The sequence below is a fragment of the Mycobacterium sp. NGS34 genome, from assembly GCF_059812845.1.
The window spans coordinates 551,252-569,152 of sequence record NZ_JCALDM010000002.1; the positions used below are offsets into that span (position 1 = coordinate 551,252).

Consider the following 17,901-nt stretch of genomic DNA (forward strand, 5'->3'; position numbering starts at 1 on the left):
CAGAAGATACGTGGTTTGCCGTATTCCCCGCAGCGGTTCACTCAAGGCGGTACCGGATCAGCCGGGAGCTGTTAGCCACCACCGCGACCGACGACGCGTTGTGCAGGATCGCGGCCAGCACGGGGGACAGCGCGCCGCCCGCGCCGATGATGAGCCCGGCGGCGTTGACGGCGATGGACATGCCGTAGTTCTCGCGGATCACGTCGACGGCCCGGGCACCCAGGTCGCGCACGTCGAGCAGGCGATGCAGGTCGTCGTTGGCCAGCGCCACGTCGGCGGTCTCGACGGCCACGTCGGTTCCGGCCAGGCCCATGGCGATCCCGATGTCGGCGGCGGCCAGCGCCGGGGCGTCGTTGATGCCGTCGCCGACCATGCCGACGACGAAGCCGTCGTCCTGCAGCTCGCGCACCACCTCGAGCTTGTCCTCCGGCATCACCTCGGCGCGCCACTCGTCGATGCCGAGCTCGGCGGCGACCACCTCGGCGATCTCGGGATGATCGCCGGTGAGCATGACGATCCGGCGAATCCCGCTGGCGCGCAACTTCTTCAGCACCGTGGCGGCCTCGGGCCGCACCTCGTCGCGCAGGCTGATCAGCCCGACCAGGGTGCCGTCCACCGCGAGCAGCAACGGCGTCTCCGCCTGCCGCCGCAGCCGGTCGACCCACTCCTTCGCCTTCTTCGACACCCGGACCTTCTCGGACTGCAGCAGCGACGGGCTGCCCAGCAGCAGGGTCCGGCCGTCGGCCCAGGTGCGCATGCCCATGCCCACCAGCACCTCGCACTCCTCGTGCGGCGGGATGCTGATGTGGCGTTCCTCGGTCGAGCGGATCACCGCCTCGGCGAGCGGATGGCGGGAGTGGATCTCCGAGCTGGCCGCATACGCCAGCACCTGCTCGGGCTGCCAATCGGAGTGCATCGCAACGATGTTGGTGACGACGGGGCGCCCGACGGTCAGGGTGCCGGTCTTGTCGAACACGATCGCGTCGACCTGGCCCGCCTGTTCGAGGTGGGAGCCACCCTTGATCAGGATGCCGCGGCGCGCGCCGTTGCCGATGGCCGCGCTGATGGCGGTCGGGGTGGCCAGGCCGACCGCGCACGGGCACGCGATCAGCAGCATGGTCATCGCCCGGCGCACGTCCCCGGTGACGGCCAGGGTGATGGCCGAGACGATGAACGAGGTGGGAACGAAACGGCGGGAGAAGTTTTCGCCGACCGTCTGGATCGGCGCCCGGTCGTGCTGCGCCTCTTCGACCCGGGCGATGATGCGCCCGATGGTGGTCTGTTTGCCGACGGCGCGGGCGCGCACGACCAGCCGCCCGCGCACCACGACCGAGCCGGCGTGCACGTGCGCGCCGACCATGACGGAAACGGGCAGGTTCTCGCCGGTGATCGCCGACTGGTCGACGATCGCCTCGCCGTCGACCACCTCGCCGTCCACCGGTATCGCGACGTGGTCGTGCACGATCACCTCGTCGCCGATCTCGACGCTGTCGATCGGCACCTGAATCTCGCTGTCCGCCAGGCGGATCCACGCCGTGTCCTGGCTGCCGCGCAGCAACTCGGAGATGGCGCGCCGGGTCCGCCGCAGCGTCAGGTCCTGCAGGTACTCGCCGATGTTGAGCAGCCACAGCACGGTGAGGGCCACGACGTTCTCCCGCAGCACCAGGCTCGCCACGGTGGCCGCCGAGACCAGCGCGTCGGTGCCGGCCCGCCCGGAGCGCAGCGAGCGCAGCGCGCCGCGCAGGAAGGGGTAGCCGGTGAAGACGGTGACGCCGGTGGCGAACAGCCGGCCGCTCGGACCGAGCAGCGGCGGCCGCGCGAACACGTACCGGCGCACGCCCAGCAGGGCCAGCGCCGCGCCGCCGATGACCATGCGAAGCACGTCGGTGTTGCGGATCTCCGACGAGTGCGGCGCGCGCGCCGGGATCAGCTCCGCGGCGACGCGGGCGGCGCCGGCGATCGCGTCCAGCATCGCCGCGCGATCGGCGCGCCGGGGCGAATACCAGACGACCACCGAGCCGGTGCGCGGGTAGGCGTGCACCACGCGCACCCCCGCCACCTTGCCGACGGCCTCCTCGACCGCCACGGCGCGCCGCGAGTTGGCGCGCACCCAGGAGACCGAGACCCGCATGCGCCCGGCCGCGTCCGAAAGCACATGCAGGGCGGGGTCTTTCGCCTGCGTCACGCGATCAGTGATCGTGCTCGTGGGCCTCGGTGACGGATGGCGTGGGCGCTTCCTCGCCGATGCGTTCGCGGGCCTCGGCCATGACGTCGGCGAGCTTGAGGCGCGCCGACTCGGCGGCCTCCTCGGCCTTGCGGGTGCCGCGCAATCCCAGCTCCGCCGCCGACACGGCGGTCTCGTGCAGCGGCGCCTTGGCCATGGCCTTGCGCACCACCTCGTAGGCCGTCACGCCCACCAGCCCGGTGACCACCGTCCCCGCCGCTTTCGCCAGGAGCCCGTAGACCGCCATCACCGCACCCTTCCTGTCGTCACAGCGTCGGTTAATGCTTGGCACGACGTTAACATCGAAATATTGCGATATCAATATGAATCGTCGTCCCAGGTGTTGGGCAGCATCGGCGTCGTCGGGCCGCCGCCGAACCCGTCGCCGGCGAGCGCGGCCAGCCCCGTCGGGTGGGCGCTTCCTTTCGACACCGTTCCGGTGAAGCCGATGGTTCCGGCGGCACGATCCGAGGCCTCGGTTGGCGCGCCCCAGTCCGGGTCGACGTCGACGTCCATATCCATGAACTCGTCGTCGTGCCCACGCTGCTTGGCGCGCTGGCGCCGCCGGGCCCGTGCCCGTTCCCGCGCCGCCGCGGCGTTTACCGCCGCGGAGCTATCCGGTTGCGGGGCCCTGCTTTTGGCGGTGGAGCTCGCGCGGGTGCCGAGCCCCGATCCGGCGTCGAAGCCGGGGGGCGCCACCGCGTAGGGCGGGGCGAAACCCGCAACCCCCGCGGCCGGCGGCGGCGGAGCGACGTTGGCGACGGCGCTTGCGGTGGGCGCGGGCGCGGGGGCGGTTCCGGGGGCGACGGCGGAGGCGACCGTGGTCGGAGCCATCCCGACGACCGGTGACAAAGCGGGCGCGTGCGCCAGCGGTGCCGGCGCCAGCGCGACGGCGGGCGCGGGCAGGCCGGCCAGTTCGGGCGCCTGGATCAGACCCGCGAAGCCGCCCACGGCGCCGACGGGGGCGACCGCCAGGGCGGAGGGCGCGATGAACGGGGAGATCGCGCTGTAGCCGATGGAGGCGAAATCGTCGGGGCTGAGGAAAAGCAGGAACGGGTTGCTCAGATACAGCACCGGATCCGCCACGAACTTGTTGATGATGTTCTCCACGTATCCCACCGGGTTCGCGAGAAATTCAAAGACGTGGTCGCCGCCGAACCCGAAATAGAGGTCGGACAGCAGGGGGAACTGCCCCACGAACGACTCGACGACCTGCTGGGTGTACCCCACCGGGTCCGCCATGAACGCCGTGACACTGAAGTTCTGGATCGCGTTCAGGAACGCCGACTGCAGGTCGAACAGGTTCAGCGCGGACGCGTCCTGGCCGAGCTGCTCGACGGTATCGATAGCGCTGATCACGGAGTTGACCCACGTCGACACCGGGTTCACGATCACCGGTGCGGCGGTGGTTTGGGGCGTCGACGCGACCGCCGCGCCGGAGATCGCTTGATAGACGCTCATCGTCGTGGCGGCCTGGATCCACATCCGCGCGTAGTCGGCCTCGTTGAGCGCGATCGGGATGGTGTTGAGCCCGAAGAAGTTGGTCGCCACCAACACCCCGTGGACGACGTGGTTGGCGGCGAGCTCGGCCAGCGTCGGCATCGCGGCCAGCGCGGCGGTGTAGGCGGCGGCCGCGGTCTCGTGCAGCGCCGAAGTCGTCGCACTGTCGGCGCTGGCCTGCATCAACCACGCCAGGTACGGGACATGGGCCGCCGCAAAGGATTCCGCGCTCGGCCCCTCCCACCGCCCGGGACGCACGTCCGCCAAGATCGCGGTGAGTTCCGTTGCGACGGAGTCATATTCGGCGCTCAGCGTGTCCCACGCCCCGGCCGCCGCCAGCAACGACGCCGGACCGGGGCCGCTGCTGAGCGCGGCCGAATGCACCTCCGGCGGTGCGGCGATCCAAATGGGCGCGGTCATGGGCCGCGCGCCTCCCCGTGAGCCAAGCCTCTGCCCCCACCTGAGCTGAGTTAACCCCGTAAACTTAGCTCAGGGTAAGCTAACTTGTCGATAGGACCCGGGTGACCTTCTCGGTCGCGATCCTGCGCTCGAGCGCCGGCGGGTCGGGATTGGCGACCTGCACCAGCGACGCGCCGACGGCCAGGATCGCCAGCAGGCCGTCCACCAGTTCGTCGGGGCCGGACCAGGCGGCGGTGGAGAGCACCCGGTCGCCGGACGTCAATCCCCTTGCCGCGGAAGATCTTTCGCAATCTGCCAGCACCTGGTCGACCGATCGGCCCGCCAGCGCCGGGCCGGGATGGCGCTCGGGGACGATCTGGTCGCCGTGCACCCGCACCGCGGTGGCGTAGTCGGTGACGCCGATCGGCAGGTCGGGCCCCCCTAGTTTTGAAGGGCGGCCGAACGCGTCGAGCGAAAGGACCGCGACCTCGCCGCCCGCCACCGAAGCGTCGGCCTCCTCGAGCCGCTCGGCGGTGCACAGCGCCAGGTCGGCGGCCGCGCCCGGTTCGAGCACCGCCTCGGCGCCGATCCACCACACCCCGAACAGCACGGCCGCCGTTTGCCAGTGCGCCGGCAGCAGGACCGCGACTCGGCTGGCCGGCCCCGCGCCCAGCTCGTCGCGCAACAGGTTGCCGGTCTTGGCCGCCCAGTTGGCCAGGGTCACGGCGGACAATTCGATGCGCTCGCCGGTCGCGTCGTCGTAGTAGGTGATGCGCGGGCCGACCGGGTCGGCCCGCAGCATCGGATCCAGGATCGCGCCCGACAGCGTGCTCAGTTGATGCACTCGGGCTTGTCGGAGCCGGCGGTCAGGATCGGCGACGGCGGCGGGGTGTTGGGGCCGCCGGCGGTGCCCGCGTTGGACGCCCGGGCGGGCAGCACCTGGGCGTCCGGGCCGCCGGAGAGGCCCGAGCCCGGCCCGGTGTAGTCGTTGGCGAGCACCACCCGGACGGATCCGGGCGGCAACGACGGGTCGGCGACGACCGGCAACCCGCCCAGTTCCTTGCCGACCTGCTGCGCACCCAGGTCGTCGGTCTTGGCGGCGCGCACCTGGCTGCCCTTGACGTGGCCGCCGTCGTTGTTGCCCACGGTTCCCGAGCTGAACCCCTTGGCGCTCAACACGTTCGACACCGCGGCCGCCAGCCCGTTGATGTCGGTGTCGTTGACCACGTCGACGGTGGTCTTGGCCGGCGTGTAGGCCAGTTCCTCGGTCTTGCCCTGCGCCTGGTTTTCGAGCAGACCGGCCACCCAGTCCTGGACCTGATGCTGGTCCACCCGCACCACGCTCTGCATGCCGTCGTCGCTCCAGCCGGCCCCGTCGAGCACCGGGATGGTGGCGAAGGCGACCTTGCCGCCGGCCAGCTTTTGCATCTGCTGGACGAAATCCATGACGTCCCAACCCGAGGAGATCACCATCGAACGCTGGACGGCCGCCTCCAGGCGCTTCAGCGTCGCGGGGCTGGACAGCGTGTGGCCGGAGATGATCCGGTGCGCGAGCGAGGCCATCACCACCTGCTGGCGCACCACCCGGTCCAGGTCGCCGCGCGGCAGGTCGTGGCGCTGGCGGACGAAGCTCAGCGCCTGTGGGCCGTCGAGCTTCTGCCGGCCGGCCGGGAAGTCTGCGCCCGAAAGCGGTTCGTACACGGGCTCTTTGAGGCAGACCTCGACGCCGCCGAGCGCGTCGGTGATCAACGCGAAGCCCAGCAACCCGATCTCGGCGTAGTGGTCGACCGTGACGCCGGTCAGGTCGGCGACGGTCTTGATGAGGGCGTCGCGGCCGGCCTCGGTGCCCTGCGCCTCGGCCTCGGCGGCCGACGCGCCCGCCTTGACCAGGCTGGCCCGCTTCGCCTCCCGGGTCTGGCCGTAGACGCCGTTGATCTTCGTCTTGCCCAGGCCGGGGGCCGAGACGTAGGAGTCCCGCGGGATCGAGATCGCGGTGGCCGAGTTCCCGTTGTTCGGGATCCGGACCAGGATGATCGTGTCGGTGTTGGTGGCCTCCTCGTCGCCGGCCCGCAGCGTCGCCAGCTCCTCGGCCGACAGCGGGTTGCCGTGCGCGTCGGTGCGGCTGTCCAGGCCGACCAGCAGGATGTCGATCGCGCCGTCGTCGCCGCCCTTGCCCAGCGACGGTGCGGACATGTGGAAGATGCCGTCCTCGAAGGCGCGGACGTTGCTCCAGGCGATCCCCGTGCCGAAAACGACCGCGACGGTCAGCACAGTGGCAACCACACGAACCACACGTTGCACAGGCATCACAACAGATTACTTGTGACACAGCCGCTTCTCGGGTAGCTGAAAGCGGCGCGCCTGTGCCATGCCAGACTCAACACATGTCGGAAAGGCTTGTGATCAGCGGCGGGGGCGGGCAATTGGGCACTTCTCTGACGGCGCTGGCCGCCGATCGGGGCCGCGACGTGCTGGCGCTGACATCGGCGCAGTGGGACATCACCGACCCCGCCGCGGCGGAACGGATCATCCAGCGCGGCGACGTCGTCGTGAACTGCGCCGCGTACACCAACGTCGACGGCGCGGAAAGCGACGAGGCGAGGGCCTACGCGGTCAACGAGACCGGCCCGGAGCACCTGGCGCGGGCCTGCGCGAAGACCGGCGCCCGGCTCATCCACGTCTCCACCGACTACATGTTCACCGGCCCGCCGCCCGAGAGCGGGGCGCGCCCGTATGAGCCGAGCGACAAGACCGACGCGCGCGGCGTCTACGCGCTGTCCAAGCTGGCCGGCGAGGAGGCGGTGCTGGCGGCGCTGCCCGACGCGGTCGTGGTGCGCACCGCGTGGCTGTACACCGGCGGAACCGGCAAGGACTTCGTCGCCGTCATGCGCCGCCTGGCCGCCGGGGACGGCCCGGTCGACGTCGTCGACGACCAGGTCGGGTCGCCGACCTACGTCGCCGACTTGGCCGTCGCGCTGCTGCAGGTCGCCGACGAGCGGGTGCCCGGCCCCATCCTGCACGCCGCCAACGAGGGGGCCGTGTCGCGCTTCGAGCAGGCCCGCGCGGTGTTCGCCGAATGCGGCGCCGACCCGGACCGGGTGCGGCCGGTAAAGACCGACGGCTTCCCGCGCCCCGCGCCGCGCCCGTCCTATTCCGCGCTGGGCAGCCGCGAGTCCGCCGCGCTCGGCCTGACACCGTTAAGGCCCTGGCGCCCTGCGCTTGTCGCGGCGCTGGCCGCGTCCGCCGGCGATCGACCGTTACCCTCGACGCGTGACTGACGTTCTGCCGGTCGTGACGGTGACCTACTCACCGGGCCCGCACCTCGAGAGGTTCCTGGCCTCCCTGTCGATCGCCACCGAGCGCCCAGTCAGCGTGCTGCTGGCCGACAACGGGTCTACGGACGGGTCGCCGCAGGCGGCCGTCGAGCGCTTCCCGAACGTCCGGCTCTTCGACACCGGCGCCAACCTCGGCTACGGGACCGCGGTGAACCGCGCGGTCGCGCACCTGACCGAGGGCGGGGGCGTGGACGACGACTGGGTGATCGTGGCCAACCCCGACGTGCAGTGGGGCCCGGGCAGCATCGACGCCCTGCTGGACGCCGCCGCCCGCTGGCCGCACGCCGGCGCGCTGGGGCCGCTGATCCGCGACCCCGACGGGTCGGTGTATCCCTCGGCGCGGCACCTGCCCAGCCTCATCCGCGGCGGCATGCACGCGGTGATCGGGCCGTTCTGGAAGCGCAACCCGTGGACGGCGGCCTACCGCCAGGAACGGCTGGAGCCCAGCGAGCGGGCGGTCGGCTGGCTGTCGGGGTCGTGCCTGCTCGTGCGGCGGTCGGCGTTTCACCAGGTCGGCGGGTTCGACGAGCGCTACTTCATGTACATGGAGGACGTCGACCTCGGTGACCGGCTGGGCCGGGCCGGCTGGCTGAACGTCTACGTGCCGACGGCCGAGGTGCTGCACCACAAGGGCCACTCCACCGGCCACGACCCGGAACGCCACCTGGCCGCTCACCACAAAAGCACCTACTTGTTCCTCGCCGACCGGCATTCTGGTTGGTGGCGTGCGCCGCTGCGCTGGACGCTGCGGGCCTCGCTGGTGGTGCGTTCGCGGCTGATGGTGCGCAGCGCGCGTCGCCTGAGTAGAAGGAACGCGGCGGGAGGGCGGCACTGAAATGGGAACCTCACAGGTCGACGCGGTGGTCCTGGTCGGGGGCAAGGGCACCCGGCTGCGGCCGCTGACGCTGTCCGCGCCCAAGCCCATGCTGCCCACCGCCGGGCTGCCGTTCTTGACCCACCTGCTGTCGCGGATCGCCGCGGCCGGCATCGAGCACGTCATCCTGAGCACGTCGTATCAGGCCCAGGTCTTCGAGGCGGAGTTCGGCGACGGCTCCAAGCTGGGCCTGCAGCTGGAATACGTCACCGAGGAGCAGCCGCTGGGCACGGGCGGTGGGATCGCCAACGTCGCCGACCACCTGCGCCACGACACCGTGATGGTGTTCAACGGCGACGTCCTGTCCGGCGCGGACCTGGGCCAGCTGCTCGAATTCCACGAGAACGAGCACGCCGACGTCACCCTGCACCTGGTGCGCGTGGGTGACCCGCGCGCGTTCGGCTGCGTGCCCACCGAAAACGGTCGCGTCACAGCGTTTTTGGAGAAGACCCAGGATCCGCCGACCGACCAGATCAACGCCGGCTGCTACGTATTCCAGCGCGGCATCATCGACCGGATCCCTCGGGGCCGCGAGGTCTCGGTGGAGCGCGAGGTGTTCCCGGCCCTGCTGTCGGACCCCGGCGTCAAGGTCTGCGGCTACGTCGACGCCACCTACTGGCGGGACATGGGCACCCCGGAGGACTTCGTGCGCGGGTCGGCGGACCTGGTCCGCGGGATCGCCCCCTCGCCGGCCCTGCACGGTCACCGCGGCGAGCAGTTGGTGCACGACGGCGCGGCGGTGTCCCCGGGCGCGGTGCTGATCGGCGGCACGGTCGTCGGGCGCGGCGCCGAGATCGGCCCGGGTGTGCGGCTCGACGGGGCGGTGATCTTCGACGGCGTCAAGGTCGAGGCCGGCAGCGTGATCGAGCGCTCGATCATCGGCTTCGGTGCGCGCATCGGCCCGCGGGCGCTGATCCGCGACGGGGTGATCGGCGACGGCGCCGACATCGGTGCCCGCTGCGAGCTGCTGCGCGGCGCCCGGGTGTGGCCCGGGATCTCCATTCCCGACGGCGGGATCCGCTACTCGTCCGACGTGTAGGCGGTTGTTTGCGCCGAACGTGCGGCTGGCCGCACGCTCGGCGTCGAATGTGCGGCAGGCCGCAGGCTCGAGAAGCGGTGGTCGGTTCAGCTAGCCGCCGTTGCCGCCCTGACCGCCATTGGCGGTACCGCTACCGTTGAGAAATGGTGCGACGAAGGCGGCACCGCCGCCACCGCCGCCACCCAAGCCGGCGCCGGCGCCCGTGCCGAAGCCGCCGCCCGTGGTGCCGGGTCCGCTGGCAATGCCGCTGGAGCCGTTGCCGCCGTTCGTGCTGCCGAGGCCGCCGAGGGGGGAGCCCCCGCTGAAGCCCGAAACGATGTTGCCGCCGGCGCCCCCGGCGCCGCCGATGCCGCCGGAGATGCCGCCGCCGCCGCCACCACCACCGCCGGCCCCGCTGATAGCACCGGTGCCGGAACCGGTGCCGGCACCGCCGAGGCCGCCGAGGCCGCCGCCGGTGCCCGCACCGGCGGCTCCGTTGCCACCGGTTGCGCTAAAGACACCCTCGACGAATACAGCACCGCCACCACCAGCACCCCCGTAATTGCCGGTCACGCCAGGGCTGCCAGTGCCGCCGCCACCACCAGCGCCACCGAGGGCGCTGCTGTTGTTCACTTGACTGAAGGTCTGAGTGCTGACCACGGCCTGGCCTCCGGCGCCGCCATTGCCGCCATCTCCGCCGAAACCACCGCCGCTGCTATTGCCGCCGAGGCCGCCGCCACCACCGCCGCCGCCGGCGGCGGCTCCTGTCGCGTTGGGGTTTACGGAGTTGACGGTGGCGTTGCCGCCATGGCCGCCAGTGCCGCCGGTGCCGCCGGTGGGGCCGATGCCGCCGGTGCCGCCGTTGCCGCCGTTACCAGCGGCCAAATTTGCCCCGTTGAGACGGCTGGTGTTGACGGTGCCGCCGTTGCCGCCGGCGCCGCCGTGCCCGCCGGTGCCGGCGATGCTGATGCCGCCGTTGCCGCCGTTGCCACCGCTGCCGGAGCCGTGGGTGTCGCTGCCGTCGCCGCCATCACCGCCGGTACCGCCGGCCCCACCGGTCATGCCGTTGCCGCCGGTGCCGCCGTTGCCGCCGTGGCCGCCGACGCTGGTGGTGCCGGCGGTGCCGCCCACACCGCCGCCCCCGCCGGCGCCGGCGGTGTTGCCGTCGCCGCCGGTGCCGCCGTTGCCGCCGTTGCCCGCTGCGGTGCCGGCGGTGTTGTTGGCACCGGCACCGCCCAGGCCACCCTGGCCGCCGTCGCCGGCGACGCCGCTGCTGCCGTCGGCGTGGCCGAACAGGCCGACGCCCTGACCGCCGACCCCGCCGGCCCCGCCGCTACCACCCGTGCCACCGTTGGTGCCGTTCAGGGCGGCGGCGTTGCCGGCGACGCCGGTCCCGCCCGCCCCGCCGACTCCGCCGGTTCCGCCTGCCCCGCCTGCACCGCCGGTGCCGAAGAAGATCCCGCCGTTGCCGCCGGCGCCGCCGGCCCCGCCGTTGCCACCGATGCCGCCGGTGATCCCCCCGGTTGCGGAGCCCGTGGTGCCGGTGGTGCCAGTGCCGCCGGCGCCGCCCTGGCCGCCGTTGCCGAAGAACCACGCGTGACCGCCGCGCCCGCCGGCCTGACCGGGCCCGCCCGACCCGCCGTTACCGCCGTTGCCCCACAACAATCCGCCCGGTCCGCCTGGCTGCCCGGTCCCCGGCGCACCGTTGGTGCCGTTGCCGATCAACGGGGTCCCCAACAGCAAGTTGGTGGGCGTATTGATCACCGTCTTGACGTCGCTCCACGCGGTCTGCAGCGGCGAAGCGTTCGCCGCCTCGGCGGCCGCATACGCACCCCCGGCGGCATTCAACGCCTGCACGAACTGCTCGTGGAACGCTGCCGCCTGCGCGCTGAGCCCCTGAAAGGCCTGCGCGTGGCCTGAAAACAGCGACGCGATCGCCGCCGACACCTCGTCCTCGGCGGCGGCCAGCACCTGGGTGGTCGGGGCCGCCGCCGATGCGGTGGCCGCATTCAGCGATGAGCCGATGCCCGCCGCGTCCGACGCCGCCGACGTCAAAAATTCTGGGGCCGCGACCAGGTACGACATTCCATGCCTCCATCAGAGCGTTGAATGCTGATTGTCAGGCATCGGAGCGCCCGTTCGATCCGGGACGGCACTACTGCAATTTACGGGTGGGCCCGCGGGTGACTACTGCAAATACTGCAAGTCTCGCTTGTGCCGATGTGCGGCTGGCCGCACGCTCGAGCGTCACGCCAGCGCGACGCTCGACGCCGACAGCCGCGCTAGCGTGACGCTCGGCCAGTCGCGCGCGCGACCAAGTACGCCAGCGCGTGATCGGTGCCCTCGGGCAGGGCGTCGGCGGCCCACCACCGCAAATCGTCGGACTCGTCGCTGATGGCGATCCGCGCGCCGGCCGGGGCGTGCGCGACGAATTGCAGGTCCAGGTGGCGGGTGGGCACGCCCAGCGAGCAGGTGACCGGGTGCACGTGCACGGCGGCCAGCTCGGGCTCGATGCGCAGGCCGTCGATGCCGGATTCCTCCGTGGCCTCGCGCAGCGCGGCGGCGACGACGTCGGGGTCGTCCTCGTCGCAGTGTCCGCCCAGTTGCACCCAGCGGCCCAGGCGGGGGTGCAGCGTCAGCAGCACCCGGGCGCCGGCGTGGTCGAGGACCAGCGCCGACGCGGTGACGTGCCCGGGTACGCACTCGCGGCGGCAGGCGTCGGGACGGCCGTGCACGAAGGCCAGCACCGCGTGCCGCAACGAGTCCTGCGCCGGGTCGGGGGCGCGCCAGTCGCCGAGGATCGAGATCGCCGACTCCCGAAGGGTCAACGGGATCCCCGCCTCGTTCGGCGATCCCGCAGCGAGGCCCAGGCCGCGCGGCATCGCGTCACGGCGTCGGGGGACAGGCCGAGCCCGTCGATCAGCACGCGCCGGTCGACGAGGTCGAGCGCCTTGTCGACCTCGCCGGCCTTCAGCAACAGGTCGACGTCGCAGGCGAGTCCGTCGCCGGCATAGGCGGGCGGGGGAATGGGCAGCTGCTCGGCCTCTCTGGGTTCCAGCTCCAAGATGCCCCCACCGTAGCTGCGACCCACGATCTCGGCGAAGGCGAACGTCACGCTGTTGTGAAACACCGCGGCCAGCGCGGTCGCGTCGGCGCCGGGCGCGAGCCGGACCCGGTGCACGGTGTCGGTGCTCGTCGCGGCGGCGGCGTTGACGGTCAGCCGCGGAGACCGGTGGATCTGGCGCAGCAGGAAGAGATCGGGGACCCACAGCGACGGGGTCGTCCACCACGGCTTGCGGATCGAGCACTTGTAGCCGCGGTGCACGCCGGCCGACTCACCGGCTTCGATGTGGCCAAGCAGGGCGGCGTCGGTGGGTTCGGGCGGCGCGTTGAGCAGCCAGGTCCGGTGCGATGACGCGACATCGCTTGCGCGGCAATCGGTGTCGTAGATCAGGCCGCTCAGCTGCGCGCTGCGCGAGACGAGCGGGACGCAGTGCGGCCGCAGCGCCAATGCCCGGGCCTGCTCGTCGGTGAAGGTGAAGAAGCTGTTGCGGCCCGTCACGATGCCGACGTCCACATCGGCGACCGACCCGAGTCGGGTCATGGCCGGCGACGCCTTGAGCGCGCGCAGCAGCCGGATCGCATCGGGGTCCAGGAAGTACTTGGTCCACTTCTCCTTTTCGTGCAGCAGCGCGGGAGCCCACGCGGCATCGAGTTCCGCGCCCGCCAACGCGTCGGCGTCGGTGAGATGAACCGTGCGCATCCGCGCCGGGCCGGGCCCGGCCACGCCGCAGAACAACACGACCTCCTGCAGGACGCCGTCGAACACCAACCGCTCGAACGTCACCAGCGTGATCTCGCGGAACCGGCCCAGCAGGAACTCGCGCAGCGGCGCGGCGTAGCCGACCTGGAGCAGCTCGGCCGGAAGGACCAGGCCCACCCGTCCGTCGTCGCGCGCCAGGACCGCGCTCGCGACGACGAACGGGACCCAGGCGTTGGTCAGCCGGCTGGGCCGCAGCCCCTCGCGGCGCATCAGCTCCAGCGCCGGGTCGCGCTGCTCGGGCGCCCAGTTGCCGAAGCGGATGTAGGGCGGGTTGCCGGCGACGCCGTCCCAGCCGCCGGGCTCGGCGTGGGCCAGCCAGGTGAACAGGCTCTCGGCGTCGACGGGCGCGAACCGCCGGGCCCGGGCCGCTTCCCCGGGGATCAGCTCGACGCCGCGCACGGACTCGCTGAGCCCGGCCAGCTCCCGCAGGATGCGGCCGTCGCCGCAGGACGGATCGACGATGCGCGGCCCGGCCTCGCGAACCCAGCAGGCCAGGAACCGCGCCACCGGTTGCGGGGTGTAGTAGCCGCCGCGGACCTTGTCGGCCGACGCCGCCGCCTTGCCCGCGAAACGCATGGGCTCAAGTATCACTTGCGGAGCAGTAAATCCCCCGCATCGACGGGCTCGCGCGGCCCGGGCGGCACCCCGGCGGCGTCAGAGGCGTAGCCGATCGCGATGGCGCCCAAGGGCTCCCACTCGGCGGGCAGCTCGAGCTCGGCGCGGACGAGTTCGGCGGCGAAGATCGTCGAGCCGATCCAGCAGCTGCTCACACCGCGCACCGCGAGCGCCACCAGCAGCGCCTGCACGGCCGCCCCGACCGCGACCGTGAACATGGTGCGTTCGGCGGCGGTGCGGGCGGCGTCGGGATAGGCGTGGGCGCCCTCGGGCACCAGGAACGGGATGATGACCTCGGGCGCGTCGTAGAGGATCTGGCCGCGCGCCACCCGCCGCTCCACCGAGTCGGCGGGCCGGCCGTCCCCGGCGAGGTCGCTGCGCCACTTGTCCTTCATGCGGTCCAGCAGCCGGGTCCGGGTGGCCGGGGTTCGCAGCCACACGAACCGGACCGGCCGGGTGTGGTGGGGGGCCGGCGCGGTGAGCGCCTCCGCGACGGCGGCCTCGATCAGCTCGGGTGGCACCGGCTCGGCGCTGAACTGGCGCACCGACCGGCGCAACAGTTGGGCCTGGCGGCGGCCCAGGTCGATCGCCTCGGCGGTGCCGAGCCAGAACAGGTCTTCCTCGCCGGGCCGCAGCAGCTGCCGCGCGGTCGACCCGTCGTCGGAAACGGCGAGCCCGCGCACCACGGCCACCGGCATCGCCGTCAGCTTGCCCTTGACCAGATCGGCGGCGGCCGCGACCTCGTCGGCGATCGCGATCTCGGTGACCAGCAGCTCGTTCCCGTGCCGGTCGACGGCGCCCGAATAGCCGTGCAGCACACGAAGACCCGCCGCGCCGACGGCCGCGTCGGTCTGGCCGTTGCGCCAGGCGCGGCCCATCGTGTCGGTGATGACCACGGCCACGTCGACGCCGAGGCGCTCGCGCAGCCCGGCGCGCAGCGCGGCGGCGCTGGCGTCGGGGTCGACCGGCAGCAGCGCCAGCTCGTCGGTGCCGACGTTGGACCCGTCCACCCCGGCGGCGGCCTGCACCAGGCCGAGCCGGTTCTCGGTGATCAGCGTCTGGCCCTTGCGCGCCAGCACGCGCACGGCCTCGTCGTCGACCAGCTTGCGGCGCAGCCGGTCGCGTTCCTCGGCGTCCCGCGGCGCCGGCACCAGGCGGCCCTCGCATTTGGACACCACCTTGCTGGTCACCACCACGACGTCGCCGTCGCGCAGCCACGGCGCCGCGGCGGCGACGGCGGCGCCCAGGTCGTCGCCGGGCCGGAACTCGGGGAGCCCGGCGCCGGGGGGGGTCTCGATCGCTGCGCCGGTGCCGTGCTCGGTCGAACGGTCGGTCACGCCGTCACTCCCGCCAGCTCCAGCCCCGCGGCGACCATCTCGGCCGTCGCCTTGGGGTCGCGCATGATCAGCGGCACCGCGCGCACCGCCACCCCCTCGATGTCGGCCCCATCGCCCTCGTGGACCAGCCAGCAATCCAGTATCCCGGTGGACCGCCGCGCCCCGTAGTGCCGGCCGACCGCCTCCGCGGTGGACTCGACCCCGATCACCGAAAGGCACGCATCGGCCATGCCGCGCAACGGTTTTCCGCCGATGATCGGCGAGTAGCCGACGACCGGGGCCTTGGCCGCGCGCAGGGCCCCGCGGATGCCGGGGACCGCCAGGATGGCGCCGACGCTGACCACCGGGTTGGACGGCGCGAGCAGGATCACGTCGGCCTCGCCGATCGCCGCCACCGCTTCGGCTGTGGCGGTGGCCTTTTCGGCGCCGACGAACGCGAAGCTGTGCGTGGGCACCTGGGCCCGGTGGCGCACCCACCACTCCTGGAAGTGGATCGCCCGACGGCCGTCGTCGGCGGGATCGGTGATCACCACGTGCGTCTCGCAGCGGTCGTCGGTGGCCGGCAGCAGGCGCGCGCCCGGTTGCCAGCGGTCGCACAGCGCCGTGGTGATCTGCGACAGCGGGTAGCCCGCGTTGAGCATCTGGGTGCGCACCAGGTGGGTGCCCAGGTCGCGGTCGCCGAGTCCGAACCAGTCCGGCTGCACGCCGTAGCGCGCCAATTCCTCTTTGGCGTGCCAGGTTTCGTCGCGATGACCCCACCCTCGCTCCGGGTCGACACCTCCACCTAAGGTGTACATGCAGGTGTCCAAATCCGGACAGACGCGCACCCCGTGGATCCACGCATCGTCGCCGACGTTGACGACCGCGGCCAGTTCGTGTTCGCCGGCATCGGGGCCCTGTTGCGAAAACTGACCGAGCCCGAGCAGCTGTTGAACCCCCAGCAGGAACCGGGCGCCGCCCACGCCGCCGACCAAAACCGTGACCTTCACTTGACCTTCACAGGGCTCGACAGTACTGCCCGCGTGGGGACTGTGATCGACACGCCGAAGGCCGCAAAACAACGGAAACGCCGGAATTTGGTCACGAGATGATATGGAAATTCGCCATTACGCTTGACCAGGCAGGTCAACAAGTGTCTAATCACATCAGTGTCATTTCCCGGTTGGCCGGCCGATTCCGGTGTCGCAGACCGAGATTCGATCACATGTTCGAATTGTCTGTACATCAGAACAGTGGGAACTCACTCACTCTCTCAAATCAAACCTGAGGAGGCGGACGAAGCATGTCTTATGAGCACCTTCGGGGCGTTATGACAAGCACACCGCACAGCACCATCGGCGCGATGCCGGCGGCACCCGTCCGCCCGCACCTGACTGTGGTTCCCGACGCCCCAGTCGCTTTCGAGCCCGAGCCCGAGCCGCTGCCGACCCCGGATCAGTGGCAGGACCGCGCGCTCTGCGCGCAAACCGACCCCGAGGCCTTCTTCCCGGAGAAGGGCGGCTCCACCCGCGAGGCCAAGAAGATCTGCCTCGGTTGCGAGGTGCGCCACGAGTGCCTCGAGTACGCCCTGGCCCATGACGAGCGCTTCGGCATCTGGGGCGGCCTCTCCGAGCGCGAGCGCCGCCGCCTCAAGCGCGGCATCATCTGACCTTCTAGCGCGCCCGCAACGTCATTCGTCGTCGATCGAGGGATCGATGACCGAGGGCTCGACGTCCAGGTAGATGGCCACCTGGGCCACCAGGATTTCGTGCAGCAACTCGCCAAGTTCTTCCGTGTCCTTGGCCCGTCTCTCAATCGGCTTGCGGAACAAGACAATTCGTGCCCGCGTGGAGTTGCCGCGGACGTCGACGCCGGCCGGGATCAAGCGGGCGAGCGCGATCGGCCCGTCGGCGATCACCTCGGGCGGCCACTGCACGGCATCGGGGTCCTTGGCGGCGATGCGGGGGATCTCGTCGACCGCCACGTCGAGCTCGGACACCCGGTCTTGCCAGCGCCGCTCGATCGGTTCGTAGGCCTCCAGCACCGCCATGTCGAACCGCTCGGCCCGGCTGCGCCACCCCGGCACCGTCGGCGGCAGCAGCGGGCCCCGCATGTCGCGGCCCCGGCGCGACGCGCGGTAGGAAGCCGAACGGCGCCGCGACCGATCGCTTTGCGGGGAGCCGCGGGAATCACGGCCCGAATCACTCATCGCGCCGATGGTAACGGTTGGGAATCGCGGGTCGCGCGGATGCGCGTGTCCGGCGCTTCCACGGCGTTTGCGCACGATAGCCTTTCGATCGTGAACGTTCCCCGTCGCTGTTGCCGGCCCGGGTGTCCGCACTATGCCGTGGCGACCTTGACGTTCGTCTACTCGGACTCGACGGCAGTGGTTGGCCCCCTGGCCACCGCGCGGGAACCCCACTCGTGGGACCTGTGCGTCGGCCACGCCGGCCGGATCACCGCGCCCCGCGGGTGGGAGCTGGTGCGGCACGCCGGACCCCTCCTTTCCGAGCCCGCCCACCCCGACGAGGACGACCTGGTCGCCCTGGCCGACGCGGTGCGCGAGGGTCGCCCGGGCGACGCGGCCATGCCCTACGGGGCCACGCCGGTCAACGGCTTTGCCGATCCCCACATTCAGCACGCGGGGGCCCATGCCACCGCGCCGAGCAGCGGGCTGCTCGCGCCTCCCGAACACCGTTCCGGTCGGCGCCGGGGCCATCTGCGGGTGTTGCCCGACCCGGCTGACTAGCCGCGGCTAACGCACCCGGGGTTTTTCCCGGGCGGATAGGCTGGCGCC

General features: G+C 71.9%; 16 protein-coding genes. 5 read left to right on the plus strand and 11 right to left on the minus strand.

What is annotated here, in order from left to right:
* Positions 1-37: 37 nt before the first annotated feature.
* The 5 genes from ctpC to AC5Y7V_RS07595 form a co-directional block, all read right to left on the minus strand.
* Complete coding sequence (gene ctpC, locus AC5Y7V_RS07575) at positions 38-2,131, minus strand: manganese-exporting P-type ATPase CtpC (RefSeq protein WP_499879649.1); 2,094 nt, start codon at positions 2,129-2,131, stop codon at positions 38-40.
* A gap of 58 nt (positions 2,132-2,189) precedes the next feature.
* On the minus strand, positions 2,190-2,471 hold the full coding sequence (locus AC5Y7V_RS07580) for a DUF1490 family protein (protein ID WP_499879391.1): 282 nt from the start codon (positions 2,469-2,471) through the stop codon (positions 2,190-2,192).
* A 71-nt stretch (positions 2,472-2,542) separates the two neighbouring features.
* Positions 2,543-4,144, minus strand: a complete 1,602-nt coding sequence (locus AC5Y7V_RS07585; protein WP_499879392.1) for a PPE family protein — start codon at positions 4,142-4,144, stop codon at positions 2,543-2,545.
* A gap of 79 nt (positions 4,145-4,223) precedes the next feature.
* Positions 4,224-4,967, minus strand: a complete 744-nt coding sequence (locus AC5Y7V_RS07590) for a TIGR03089 family protein (RefSeq protein WP_499879393.1) — start codon at positions 4,965-4,967, stop codon at positions 4,224-4,226.
* The gene (locus tag AC5Y7V_RS07595; RefSeq protein ID WP_499879394.1) at positions 4,955-6,433 is read right to left on the minus strand and encodes an LCP family protein; all 1,479 of its coding nucleotides are present in this window, start codon (positions 6,431-6,433) and stop codon (positions 4,955-4,957) included. Before AC5Y7V_RS07595 ends, AC5Y7V_RS07590 begins: the two co-directional genes overlap by 13 nt.
* A gap of 74 nt (positions 6,434-6,507) precedes the next feature.
* Between AC5Y7V_RS07595 and rfbD the strand changes: the two genes are divergently transcribed.
* The 3 genes from rfbD to manB are packed head-to-tail and all read left to right on the plus strand — an operon-like array spanning position 6,508 to position 9,371.
* A complete protein-coding gene (rfbD, locus tag AC5Y7V_RS07600) occupies positions 6,508-7,401 on the plus strand; it encodes a dTDP-4-dehydrorhamnose reductase (protein WP_499879395.1) in 894 nt (297 codons plus the stop codon).
* Positions 7,394-8,293, plus strand: a complete 900-nt coding sequence (locus AC5Y7V_RS07605; RefSeq protein ID WP_499879396.1) for a glycosyltransferase family 2 protein — start codon at positions 7,394-7,396, stop codon at positions 8,291-8,293. Before rfbD ends, AC5Y7V_RS07605 begins: the two co-directional genes overlap by 8 nt.
* Before the next feature lies 1 nt (position 8,294).
* Positions 8,295-9,371: a mannose-1-phosphate guanylyltransferase gene (manB, locus tag AC5Y7V_RS07610; RefSeq protein ID WP_499879397.1), complete on the plus strand. Its 1,077-nt coding sequence runs from the start codon at positions 8,295-8,297 to the stop codon at positions 9,369-9,371.
* A gap of 90 nt (positions 9,372-9,461) precedes the next feature.
* On the opposite strand, the gene AC5Y7V_RS07615 is transcribed toward manB, so the two are convergent.
* The 5 genes from AC5Y7V_RS07615 to cofD all read right to left on the minus strand — a co-directional run bounded on the left by AC5Y7V_RS07615 (position 9,462) and on the right by cofD (position 16,114).
* Positions 9,462-11,435, minus strand: a complete 1,974-nt coding sequence (locus AC5Y7V_RS07615; protein WP_499879398.1) for a PE family protein — start codon at positions 11,433-11,435, stop codon at positions 9,462-9,464.
* Between the two features lie 197 nt (positions 11,436-11,632).
* The gene (locus tag AC5Y7V_RS07620) at positions 11,633-12,232 is read right to left on the minus strand and encodes an NUDIX hydrolase (protein WP_499879399.1); all 600 of its coding nucleotides are present in this window, start codon (positions 12,230-12,232) and stop codon (positions 11,633-11,635) included.
* Positions 12,175-13,749, minus strand: a complete 1,575-nt coding sequence (locus tag AC5Y7V_RS07625) for an Eco57I restriction-modification methylase domain-containing protein (protein WP_499879400.1) — start codon at positions 13,747-13,749, stop codon at positions 12,175-12,177. Before AC5Y7V_RS07625 ends, AC5Y7V_RS07620 begins: the two co-directional genes overlap by 58 nt.
* Positions 13,750-13,760: 11 nt before the next feature.
* Complete coding sequence (locus AC5Y7V_RS07630) at positions 13,761-15,125, minus strand: coenzyme F420-0:L-glutamate ligase (protein WP_499879401.1); 1,365 nt, start codon at positions 15,123-15,125, stop codon at positions 13,761-13,763.
* On the minus strand, positions 15,122-16,114 hold the full coding sequence (gene cofD / locus AC5Y7V_RS07635) for a 2-phospho-L-lactate transferase (RefSeq protein ID WP_499879402.1): 993 nt from the start codon (positions 16,112-16,114) through the stop codon (positions 15,122-15,124). The genes AC5Y7V_RS07630 and cofD overlap by 4 nt, the downstream gene beginning before the upstream one ends.
* A 320-nt stretch (positions 16,115-16,434) precedes the next feature.
* Here cofD and AC5Y7V_RS07640 point away from each other — a divergent pair, with 320 nt between their 5' ends.
* Entirely contained in the window at positions 16,435-16,773 is a 339-nt protein-coding gene (locus AC5Y7V_RS07640) for a WhiB family transcriptional regulator (protein WP_499879403.1), read from the plus strand.
* Positions 16,774-16,794: 21 nt separating this feature from the next.
* Here the strand turns inward: AC5Y7V_RS07640 and AC5Y7V_RS07645 are convergent, their stop codons facing one another.
* Entirely contained in the window at positions 16,795-17,217 is a 423-nt protein-coding gene (locus AC5Y7V_RS07645) for a metallopeptidase family protein (protein ID WP_499879650.1), read from the minus strand.
* A gap of 186 nt (positions 17,218-17,403) precedes the next feature.
* Between AC5Y7V_RS07645 and AC5Y7V_RS07650 the strand changes: the two genes are divergently transcribed.
* Positions 17,404-17,853, plus strand: coding sequence for a DUF3499 domain-containing protein (locus tag AC5Y7V_RS07650; protein ID WP_499879404.1), 450 nt, complete (start codon positions 17,404-17,406; stop codon positions 17,851-17,853).
* Positions 17,854-17,901: the final 48 nt, after the last annotated feature.